Annotated in this window: 9 protein-coding genes; 3 read left to right on the top strand and 6 right to left on the bottom strand. The window is 70.3% G+C overall.

Features of this window, described 5'->3' with window-relative positions; translation table 11 throughout:
- From WBA11_RS00200 to WBA11_RS00190, 3 genes are all read right to left on the bottom strand, one after another.
- The coding region (locus tag WBA11_RS00200; RefSeq protein WP_424518719.1) for a hypothetical protein at positions 1–2863 on the bottom strand (2863 nt) is incomplete at its 3' end.
- Positions 2864–3010: 147 nt separating this feature from the next.
- Positions 3011–4378 (bottom strand): AAA family ATPase, encoded by a 1368-nt coding sequence (locus tag WBA11_RS00195; RefSeq protein ID WP_424518718.1) that lies wholly within the window; start codon positions 4376–4378, stop codon positions 3011–3013.
- Positions 4379–4478: 100 nt separating this feature from the next.
- Complete coding sequence (locus WBA11_RS00190; RefSeq protein ID WP_424518717.1) at positions 4479–4748, bottom strand: hypothetical protein; 270 nt, start codon at positions 4746–4748, stop codon at positions 4479–4481.
- Between the two features lie 428 nt (positions 4749–5176).
- Here WBA11_RS00190 and WBA11_RS00185 point away from each other — a divergent pair, with 428 nt between their 5' ends.
- Positions 5177–6751 (top strand): phosphodiester glycosidase family protein, encoded by a 1575-nt coding sequence (locus WBA11_RS00185; RefSeq protein WP_424518716.1) that lies wholly within the window; start codon positions 5177–5179, stop codon positions 6749–6751.
- Here the strand turns inward: WBA11_RS00185 and WBA11_RS00180 are convergent.
- Together WBA11_RS00180 and WBA11_RS00175 are read right to left on the bottom strand one after the other, a co-directional pair.
- Entirely contained in the window at positions 6748–7020 is a 273-nt protein-coding gene (locus tag WBA11_RS00180) for a GNAT family N-acetyltransferase (RefSeq protein WP_424518715.1), read from the bottom strand. The two genes, WBA11_RS00185 and WBA11_RS00180, sit on opposite strands and share 4 nt — an antisense overlap.
- Before the next feature lie 110 nt (positions 7021–7130).
- On the bottom strand, positions 7131–7829 hold the full coding sequence (locus WBA11_RS00175) for an SDR family NAD(P)-dependent oxidoreductase (protein ID WP_424518714.1): 699 nt from the start codon (positions 7827–7829) through the stop codon (positions 7131–7133).
- An 84-nt stretch (positions 7830–7913) separates the two neighbouring features.
- On the opposite strand from WBA11_RS00175, the gene WBA11_RS00170 reads away from it, so the two are divergent.
- Positions 7914–8684, top strand: a complete 771-nt coding sequence (locus WBA11_RS00170; RefSeq protein ID WP_424518713.1) for a 3-oxoacyl-ACP reductase — start codon at positions 7914–7916, stop codon at positions 8682–8684.
- Between the two features lie 285 nt (positions 8685–8969).
- Here the strand turns inward: WBA11_RS00170 and WBA11_RS00165 are convergent, their stop codons facing one another.
- Positions 8970–10658, bottom strand: a complete 1689-nt coding sequence (locus WBA11_RS00165; protein ID WP_424518712.1) for a hypothetical protein — start codon at positions 10656–10658, stop codon at positions 8970–8972.
- A gap of 193 nt (positions 10659–10851) precedes the next feature.
- Between WBA11_RS00165 and WBA11_RS00160 the strand changes: the two genes are divergently transcribed.
- On the top strand, positions 10852–11072 hold a 221-nt coding region (locus tag WBA11_RS00160; RefSeq protein WP_424518711.1), incomplete at its 3' end, for a hypothetical protein.

Below are 11072 nucleotides of genomic sequence, written 5' to 3'. Positions count from 1 at the left end.
GGTTGAGCCGGGCGACGTCGTCGTCGACGAACGCGGTCTCATTGCCCAAACCATAGAAGTTGCGCACGTTGCGCGGCAGCGCGCCCGACAGCCCGACGCGAGCGTCGAACGGCCCGATCGCCTCCACGAAGTGACCGTCATAGCTGGCGCGGACGCCCCACGTACCCGTCGCCACGTCGGCCGCGAACGTTTGCTGGGACGCGTACGGCCGCATCCGAAACCCGTAGGAGGTTTTGGTCACGGACCCACCCAGGATCACGCCGTCCGTCGCACGTGCGCCCACGATCGGCGCTGAGACGAAGAGCGGTGTCACGCGCTCGTCCTCGCTGTAGCGGTTAACGCCCGGATCGTCCGAGCGCCGGTCGTCCACGGGTCCCTCGACCTCGATGCCGTCGGGCGTGTCGTAGAGGGTCACGTCGGACTCGCCCGAGACGACGTTGTCGCGGCCCCCGCCGCCGATCACCCGAATGGCAATGGCGTCCGCGTCAGGCGCGACGTCGAACTGGTCCCGGCCACCGCGTCCATAGAGCCGCACTTCGCGGGTTTCGCCGGGCCGGAACGTGCGGCGGTACAACTCGAGGCCGGGGTCGCCGCCCTTGAAGGATTCGACGATGACCGTCACGCCGCCGTCGCCCGAGGGCACGGCGCTGAACCGCTCCCGCTCGTCGCTCCCGACTACGTCAACGGTTTGCGCGGCCAACTCGTAGAGCCTCTCGGCTGCGTACCCAAGATCGTTGCGGCGGTTGACCAGGCCCGTTCGCCACTCGTCCCCGACCTCGGCTCGGATCTCGTCTGGGATCTTGTCGATGGCCCGGTCGATGGCGGCATCGGTGAGGCGTGCGCCGAGATCGTCCGCGATCATGAGCGCGTCGTCGCGCGTGATCTCGCTCATGAACCGGCGGTCCTGGCCTCTCGCGTTCGCCGTCAGGCCCAAGATGCTGCCGTAGCCCTCGCCGAACGGCTGGTAGCGTCGGTCAAACTGGAAGAGCGCACGCTGCGCCACGCCGCCCAGGTCGTAGAAGGCCCAGTCGCGGTCGCGCGGGATCGGCTGGTAGACCTTCCCCTTGGTCGCGGCGTCGCCCTCGAGGGTCGGGTCGAGCTCGCCGGGCTCGAACGCGGCCCAGCGCCACTGGCCGGCGTGGCGGTCCCAGTCCGAGACCATCAGGTCCAGAAGGCGGGCGCGGAAGAACGCGCGCTGGTCGACGCGGTGGTCCTGGTCGTCGGCCAACTCCTCGCGGAGCTTCCCGGAGGAGATCACGTCGGTGACCTCGGTCCAGCCCTCGAGGTCGGACATGTCGTCGTCGGGGCGGACCTCGAAGAGGGCCACCTTGCCGCCGAACGTCTCGCGGTAAACGCCCAGGCGCGGGTCGTCGGGGACGAAGAGGACCTGGGGCTGGGGCGCATAGAGCCCGGCGGATGCCGCCAAGTCGGCCGCCACGACCGCGGCGTAGGGGAGCGCGGCGGAGCGCAAGTCGAGGACGAGATCGCCCGCGAACCCGTCACGCAGGGGCTCAGGAAGGCCGCCCGTTCCTCCCTTCTCGATCAACCGGACCTCGTACACATGTCCGTCTTCGCCTTGGAGGCGGAGACCGGTCGTCTGGTTTCCGCCACTCGCGCGGAGCGGCGTGAGTCCGCCGCCGACGGCGCCCATGTCGAGGACGGGCAAGCCGACCGGCGTCTTCCAGGCGTCGCGGTAGCCGGCGCCGGCGAAGAAGCGCGTCAGCCCGTCGTTGCGGAACGAGCCCGAGTCGAAGCCGGCGTCGAGCGGCTGGGTGACCGGAGCGCTCGGCACGTCGACGCGGCCGGTCACCTGGGGCGGTGGCGCGAGCTCGGCCGAGAGCTCGGCGTCGGGCTCCGCGACCTGGCGGCTGTAGAGGACGGTAGGCTGGCCGCCCTCGAGGGCGACGGCCTCGCTCCACAGGCTCCCATCGGCGTAGTACGTCAGGCGCCAGAAGCCGGGCTTCGGAGCGACGAAAGCGGCGCCGTATCCACCCTGCGCCGCGCCGATGTCGCCACCGCCGGTTCCGCTGACTAGGAGGGTCTGCTCACCACGTCCGCCGTTGACGGGGCGCGTGAACGCCTGCAGGCTGTGGTCGCTCGCGCCGGCGTAGACCAGCCGCTCGTGGTTTCCGAACGCTGAGGCGAGGGCCTGGGTGAACCGTCGGTACGTCGGCGAGGCCAGGTCTTGGTCCGTGACGCCGACCGTCGGCGACAGCAGCGGGGCGACGCCGAGGGTCGCGATCCCACCGAAAAAGGTCCGGGCACCGCCGAAGCGCCCGTTCGACTCGAGCGGGTGGTGCCCGACGATGATGAGCTGCTCGTCGTCGCGGTCGATGACGAGTCGCTCGAGCTCGGTCGCGGCGTCGGCGGGGTGCCAGGCGTCGGCGGTCTCGGCGCCGCTGAGCCACCACGGCGTGTCGAGCGCGACCAGGCGCAGCGTCTCGGTCAGGTCGACCTCGCGAAGCTCGCCGTCCGCGCTGTTCGGCCCCTCGACCTCGAGGCCGAGTGCGTCCTCGAGACGGTCCACGACGTCGCGGCCGTCACGGTCGCCCGGCACGGCGACGACACGGCCCGAATAGCCTCGGAGCGCCGTGGTCAGTGCGGCCCGGCTCTCGTCGCCCTCGAGGTCGCCCAGGAGCACGACGGCGCTGTTCTCGCCTGCGGCGCCGGCCTCGAGGCCGATCTGGCGGAGCACGGCGTCGGTGTCGAAGTCGGTCGTGTTGCCAGCCAGGAAGACGGTGAACGCGACCCGCTCGCTCGGGAGCGGTGCCGGCGCGTCGCCGTCGGCGCGGTAGACGCCGGTCGTGGCGCAGCCGGCGACGAAGAGGACGGCGAGGAGGCCGAGGGCCGGAAGGCGGACCATGTGTCGAGGAGAGTCAGTCGGAAGCGTACGACGCATCGAGAGCGCCTGTTCGTACGGGGGATGTCGGTGCCGATCGCCCGGTGCTGAATCGGGGGGTCGTCCTCGAGGTCGGTGGCGCGCCCTCGAGGGCGACCCGTCGAGGACGACCTACTCGTCGGACGCGTACTTCTGCACGCGCTTCTCGATCGACTCCTCGGCATCGCGCGCCCGCAGGTCCTCCAGCCGCGCTCGCAGCTTGACCTCGAGCCCCTGGTCGCTCGGCTCGTAGAAGTACGTCCCCTGCATCCCGCTCGGGAGGTACTGCTCCGGCACGTAGTGGTCGCGGTAGGCGTGCGGGTACTTGTAGCCGACGCCGTGCCCCAGCCCCTTTTTGTCGCGCGAGCCGTCCTTGAGTGGGTTCGGCGGGTCCTCCGACCGCTCCTTCTCGACGTGGGCGAGCGCGCTGAAGAAGGCCATCGTCGAGTTCGACTTGGGCGCCATCGACAGGTAGAGGCACAACTGGCCCAGCATGTAGCGGCCCTCGGGCATCCCGACAAACTCGAACGCCTGCTGGCACGCGACGGCCTGCCGGATCGCGTTCGGATCTGCCAGACCGATGTCCTCGCTCGCAAAAATGATCATGCGGCGGAGGACGAAGCGCGGGTCCTCGCCGGCATAGATCATCTTGGCCATCCAGTACAGCGCCGCGTCGGGGTCCGAGCCACGCATCGACTTGATGAACGCCGAGATCGTGTCGAAGTGGGCGTCGCCGTCCTTGTCGTAGAGCACGGCCCGGCGCTGGATTGACTCCTCCGCGATGGGGAGGGTGATCTGGACCACGCCGCCCTCGAGGTCGGTCGTCTCGACGGCCAGCTCGAGCGCGTTGAGCAGCGACCGCGCGTCGCCGTTGGCCGTGCTCACCAGGTGGTCGAGCGCGTCGTCCTCGAGGGCGACCTCCAAGCGGCCGTAGCCACGTGTCTCGTCTTCGAGGGTTTGGGCCACGACGGCGCGCAAGTCGTCCTCCGTCAGCGTCTGCAACTCGAACACGCGCGAGCGCGAGACCAACGCCTTGTTGACCTCGAAGTACGGGTTCTCCGTCGTCGCGCCAACGAACGTGACCGTCCCGTTCTCGACGTGCGGCAGGAGCGCGTCCTGCTGCGACTTGTTGAACCGGTGGACCTCGTCCACGAACAGGATCGTGCCCTGGCCGTGGAGCCGGAGCCGCTCCTGGGCCGCGGCCACCTGCTCGCGGATGTCCTTGACGCCGGCCAAGACCGCGTTCAGGCTCGCGAAGTGCTTCCGCGTCGTGTTCGCGATGATCCGCGCCAGCGTCGTCTTGCCCGTGCCCGGCGGGCCGAACAGGATGAGCGACGTGACGCGGTCGGCCTCGACGGCGCGGCGCAGGAGCGAGCCCGGCGCCAGGATGTGCCCCTGCCCGACGTACTGGTCGAGCGTTTGCGGCCGCATCCGGTCGGCGAGCGGGGCCGAGCGGGCGCGTCGGGCGGAGGCAGCGGCCTCGAACAGGTCGGAAGACATGGGGGAAGCTACCGTCTTGGCCCGCCGGTCAGCCGTCGAGGACACAGCCAGGCACCCGGCTCGGACGGCCTGAAGCGCCGCGGCCCCCGTCGCCGGCCCTCTACCCGAACGCGATCGCGATCTCGATCCCGAACAGGACAACGCCGACCGCCGCAAACCCGTAGCCGATCCACCGGATGGGCAGGGTGGTCGAGGCCGCAGTAATGACTTGGGAGAGGCCGAACGCGGCCCACGTCGCGGCCTCCAAAAGATCGCGTCCGCCATCGGCGCCCCAGAGCGTGACGCCCCCTATCATGAGGAACAGGACGCCAAGGGAGGGCTGAAACAAACGGCTCGCGACCGTGGTGGTGTCATGGGTAGCGGTGCTCATCGTCGTGGAATGCAAGTCTGTGGTCAGGCGGCGATCCTCTACGGCGACTGCTATCACGAGTTGCACCGGCATCGCATAGACTCGGTGGGACGCCGCGCCTGGAACGGCGATCGGCCTCGAGGACGAGGCCACTCGGGGTCCCACGGACAGCTCGAGCAGATTGGAACGGTACGACGCTCGCGGCCTCGAGGGCGGCCCGCTCGCCGGAGCCAGACGGACCACGGCGAGACCCTTCGGCACCAGGCTGACGCCCTTCGCTCTGGACGACGCTCGAGAGACCATGTCTTCCGTGCGGCTCGCCCGGACCGCTCTCGAGGACGGCAGAATGGAATACCATGTCGAGATCGCCGCCCTCGAGGTCGTATCGTTTGCAGTCCAGCCTCCGAGGCCCACACCGGCCGCTAGCCCCACCGACGCTCCCCACCCCTATGACCTTGCTCCGCCTGGCCGCCTGTACGGTCCTCCTTGCCTCGATTGCCTCGGCCCAGACGCTCACGCTCGACGCGCGGCCGGACGCCGAGGAGGGCGTGCCGCGCTCCGTCCGCGTGTTCGACGTCACGCGAGCCGGGACGCCCCTGCGCGCTTCCCTGATCCGAGCGGACCTGTCCGCCGACGACTGGGAGCTTGAGGCGATGCTCTCGGACCAAGGCACCGAGACCGTCCCGTCGTTCGCCGACGAGACCGGCGTGTTCGCGGCCATCAACGGCGGCTACTACGGCGGCGGCCAGTCGTTCAGCTTGGTCCTCGAGGACGGCGTCGTGGCCTCGCCCAACATCAAGGCGCTGACGCGCGACGGGCAGCAGTTTTTCCCAACGCGGAGCGCCGTCGGAATCAGCTCGCGGCGAACGCCCGATGTCGCCTGGATCTACGACGTCGAGGGCGAGACCTACGCGTACCCGCAGCCGAGCCCCAACGCGCCCGGCGCGCCCCAGCCCCAACCCGACGCGTCGTTCCCGGACGGTGGCGCTCCGTGGGACGTCACGACCGCCATCGGCGGGGGCCCGGTCTTAGTGCAGGACGGACGGGCGGCGCTGACCTGGACCGAAGAGGTCTTTTTCGGCGGCTCCGGCGTCGACACGACGTCCTCGAGGGCGCGGACGGCCGTCGGCTACACGTCGGACCGGCGGATGCTGCTGGTCGCGGTGAGCGAGCAGAACGGGCTCACGTTGCCCGAACTCGCCCAACTGATGGTGGACCTGGGCGCTGTCGAGGCATTGAACCTGGACGGCGGCGGCTCGACGGCGATGTCGGCCGGCGGCGCGGATCTGGTTCGCTCGAACCGGCCGGTCGCCTCGGCGCTGCTGATCCGAGCACCCGGCGGCCCGACGGCCGGTGAGGAGACCACCTTCGACGCCGGCGGCGATGGCTACCGCGAGACCGGGGACTGGTTCGAGAGCGCGAACGCGCCCTTCTTCGGCGGCACGCCGTCGCGGCTCAACGAGGTCGGGACCGGTGACGACCGAGCCGTCTTCGTCCTAGACGGGATCCGGGCCGGCGACTACGCCCTCGACGCGTGGTGGACGCCCGCTCCCAACCGCGCCACCGACACGCCGTTCACCGTCTACTCGGGCGGCTCCTCACGAACGGTCCGCGCCAACCAGACCTTGGCCACGTCGGCCGGCGTGTGGAACCGGATCGGCGAGTTCTCGCTCGCGCCTGGCGACAGCGTGGTCGTGACCGACGACGCGTCTGGCAGCACGAGCCCGGCCTTCGTCGTCGTCGACGGGCTGCGCTTGGTCTCGCTCGGGGCGACCTCGAGCGAGACCGACCTCGAGGTCAGGAGCCTGCGTGTCTGGCCAAACCCGTCGGCGGGTGCCGTCTCCCTCGAGGTCGAGGAGCGGTCTAGCCTCGAGGTCGTGGACACACTCGGGCGCGTGGTTGGGCGCCTCGACATCGGAGGGCCTCAGCGCGTCGAGATCACCGGACTAGCGCCGGGCGTCTACGTCGTCCGCGCCACCTCGGGATCGGCCTCGAGGACGGCCCGGTTCACCATCGTCCGCTAGGCGACCAGGTCCTGCGCCTTAGGGTTCTTCTTGACGTAGGCCGCGACGAACGGGCACGCGGGCACGATCCGCATGCCCTCGTTGCGCGCCCACGACAGTCCGGCCTCGACGAGCGCCGTGCCGATGTCCTGCCCACGGGCCGGCTTCGGAACGAGGGTGTGGACGAACGACGCGACGTCGCCGTCGAGCGTGTACTCGAGCTCGGCCATCCCGCCCTCGACGTCGGCGACGAAGCGGTGCTTGTCAGTTTCGTGTCGGACGTCGGGCATGGGTGCGTGCGGTGAGAGCCGAACAGACATCTCCGCGACGCGTCGCGTTCCACCGGGTCCTGGAACCCACCGACAGCCTTAGACGAGCAGGCCTCGAGGTCAAACTCCTCCTAGATGTCACCCGCGTCCGGCCGGATGAGCACTTCCTCGACGACGGTCCTCGACGACAACGTCGCGACCTCGAGGGCGACCTTCGCCACATCCTCCGGTGGGATGAACCGGTCGTCGGGCAGGTCGGTGCCGTCCCACGATCCGGTCCGCGTCGCCCCGGGCAGGAGCGTCGTGACCGAGACGCCCGTCCCCTTCGTCTCCTCACGGAGCGACCGGGCAAACCCGAGCAGCGCGTGCTTGGCCGCTCCGTAGGCGGCGCCCGACGGATACCCACGAACGGACGCGACGGACCCCATCATCAGGACGCGGCCGGAGCCCCGCTCGAGCATCTCGCCCAGGAACGCCCGCGTGACCAGGAAGGCGCTCACGACGTTGACCTCGAGCTGACGCCGGAACGCGTCGGGCGAGGTCTCTAACACGCCCCCGGGCTCGAACAGCCCGGCGTTGTTGACCACGACGTCTGGCACGCCGCCCCACTCGAGGACGGACGCGGCCATCGACTCGACGTCCTCGACGACGGTCACGTCACACGCGAACGGACGGGCATCGCCACCGTCCTCGAGGACGCGAGCGGCCACGGCCTCGAGGTCGGGCTCGGATCGAGCGACGAGCGCGACGCGCCAGCCGAGATCGGCGAAGGCGACAGCGATTGCAGCGCCGATGCCGCGAGAGGCGCCGGTGATCAAGACGGAGGGCATGAGGAAACGGGGAGACCGGCCTAGAACGGCGTGGCTCGTCCTCGAGGTCCAGGTAGCTTTCGGCTCTTTCCCTTCCCGTCCTCGATGCCCGTCCTAACCGATTCTGTCGCCCTCGTCACCGGAGCCAGCCGTGGGGCCGGCGCCGCCATCGCCCGAGCGCTGGCTCGGGAGGGCGCTGCGGTGTGCGTGAACTACCTCAAGAGCCAGGACAAGGCCGAGGCGGTCGTCGCCGAGATCGAGGACGCGGGCGGCCGAGCGTTCGCCCACCAGGCCGACGTCACCGACGCCGACGCCGTCCAGGGCATGGTAGACGCCGTGACGGAGCGCTACGGCCGGCTCGACACGGTCGTGAGCAGCGCGCTCCCGGACTACTCGTTCGACCCGACCGCGGACTACGTGTCGCTCGATACCGTGACGTGGGAGCACTTCGAGCGCCAGTACCAGGGCGCCGTCCGTGCGGCGCTCAACCTCGCCAAGGCGGCGGTGCCGGCGATGAAGGAGGGCGGCGGGTCGCTCATCCACGTCGGCACCAACTTGGTGTACAACCCGGTCGTGACGTACCACGACTACACGGCCGCGAAGGCCGGACTGGTCGGCATCACACGAACGCTGGCGAAGGAGCTCGGGCCGCACGGGATCCGCGTCAACGTGGTCGCCGGCGGGCTTCTCCAGACGACCGACGCGAGCGCCGTCACGACCGACGACGTGTTCGAGTTCGTCCGCCAGGCCACGCCGCTCCAGCAGACGGTGACGCCGGACGAGTTCGCGGACGCCGTCCTGTTCTTCGCCTCGCCCTGGAGCCGGACCGTCACCGGCCAGTCCCTCTCGGTCGACGGCGGCCTGACGATGCCGTAGCGCGGGTGTTGGGGACTGGGGTTAGGAGTTGGGGAGGTTTCCAGACCCCGCCCCGACCTCGTCCTCGAGAACGGTGTGGGGCCGCGGCCTCGAAGTCGCGTCCTGTCCAAGCCGATCAGATCACGTCCCCCCTCCTCGCGTGAGGAGAGGGAGTTCTGAACCCGACCTCGAGGCCGCGCATCAACGACGCCTCACCCTCAAGGACAGCCTCTCGAGGGCGATTTAGAGGCGGTCCCCGACGCCGTCCTCGAGGACGTACCGATGTCCCCACCACCGAACCCCCGGCTACCGCGGAACTGGGATCGGCAGTGTCACCGTCCGCTCGCCGATCGACGCCACCAGCACCACGCGCTCGATCTGCTCCGCCACCTCCGGTAGGTAGAACACGACCGTCCCGCGCCGCGCCGTCCCCGGCTCGGCCTCGAGCCCGGACGGGCTCTGGCTCTCCGTCACGGCCGCCGTGTAGCGACGCCCGCGGTCGTCCACGACGTAGGCCTGGCGCGCGAAACTGGCCCACGGCGCCCATCCACCCGTGTAGTCGATGGACCGGACGGTGATGCTGAGCTGGACGCGCGTCCTCGATGCGTTGGGGTAGGAGATGGCGACGTTCGTCACGCCGACCTCGAAGGTGCTGCCGCCGCTCTGGCCCGTCCGCCGGACCTCGGTCGCAAAGACCTTCGACGACAACGCCGGCCGATCGAGCGACGGCGCGGGCTCGTTGGCCTCCGTCATCACGCGGACGGCGTACTCGCCGCCCCTCGTCACAGTCGTGTCCTCCCCGCCCGACGAGACCTCGAGGAAGTACTCGCCCGCATCGAGGCCGTCCTCGAGGGAGATCTCGGCGACCGCTTCTTCGTTGACTTCTTCCGAGACGTCCGAGCGGGCGCGGCGTGCGATTCGCCACAGCCGGAACGCGGGCGGGAAGTCCTCGGACTCGACCTCGAGCGTGGTCTTGACGTCCGCACCGATTCGGAACCGGTACGAGTCGACGTAGCGGCCGTCCTCGATCCAGCTCCCGTCGCCCAGGGTCGCGCTCACGCCCGTCTCGCCGACCCGGAGCGGGCGGATGGGGATGCTCTTCACCTCGACGGCGAACGCCCCCGCTGCGCCGGGCTCCTCCGAGCTAACGAGCAGGCGGTACGGCGCGTCCCACCCGGGCAGGTACCGGAGCACGACGCCGTTGACGGTGCCCAGACTATCCCCGGCCGAGACCTGTTCGATGGAGCGCCACGAGTCGCGAACCTCGCCGTTCGGCCCGATCAGTTGCACGCGCGGCACGAACGCCGACGACACGACGCGGACGATGACCGGCAACTCGGACCCCGTTGAGATTCCGTACGCCGCCTCATAGCGGCCGCCCCGAAGAGGCCCCGAACCGAGCGTGTCGAGGCGCGCGTCGCCATCGACGTAGACCGAGTCGGCCGGGCCAGCGGGGAGAACGGACAGCTCGTACGCCCCTTCGGCGCGGGCCTGTCGCGACGTCATCACGACCTCGAAGCGACCCGGCCCCTGAAGTCCGTCCACCTCCGCGCGCGTCTGCGTACTCAGCAGGTCCGACGCCGCCACGGTCCGGCCGTCCGGGAGGCGGACCGACAGGTCGGGCGTGAACTCGCCGGACGTCGCCAGGATGGAGAACGCGACGCTGTCGGCCTCGTAGACGTAGTGATCGACGTAGCGCTCGTCGGTCGGCTCGGCGTCGCCCGGTCCCAGCGTTCCGTCGACGACGGCCGAGTCGAGTGGCGTCGGGTTCTGGCGGAGGACCTCGGCGTACTGGCGACGTGCGGTGGTCGCTTCTTGCTGGCGCTCCTCCTCCGTCGGCCCCTCGGAGACCTCGAGGAGGCGCGGCACGACGATCCACGCCGCGATCCCCAACAGCAGCAGCACCGCGCCCCACCGACCGGCCACAGGCAGGGCGTTCCACTGCTCCGCCACCGCCGCTCGGAGCGACGGCTCCTCGGCAGTCGCCGGGTCCACCCCTCCAGGCGCGGAGGGCGGCAGCGGCTCGGGATCGGGTGGGAGGTCGTCGGAGGCCACGGGGGGACGGCGCCCGGATGGAGGACGCCAAGATAGAGGACACGTAACGCCGTCAGCCGGCCGATCTGGCGCCCTCGAGGTCGGGCGGAACGCCCTCGAGGGCTCTTTCTTCGGGCGTCCGCGTTCGAGCGCCATGCGCCTCCTGCTCCTCGTCCTGTTCGCGGCCGGATGCTCCTCCCCGCCGGCATCACCAGAACCCCAGCGATTCGTCCTGCCCGACTCTGCCATCGCCGTCCTCGAGGGCGTGACCATCATCGAGGGCGGCCTGTCTGGGCTGGACATCGCGCCGAGCGGCGATCTGTGGGCCGTCGCGGACCGCGGTCCCAACCTCGAGGCCGAGGCCCGCGTCGGACG

The organism is Rubrivirga sp. (assembly GCF_049648075.1).
Classification (GTDB): domain Bacteria; phylum Bacteroidota; class Rhodothermia; order Rhodothermales; family Rubricoccaceae; genus Rubrivirga.
This window is presented reverse-complemented; position numbering and strand designations above follow the sequence as displayed.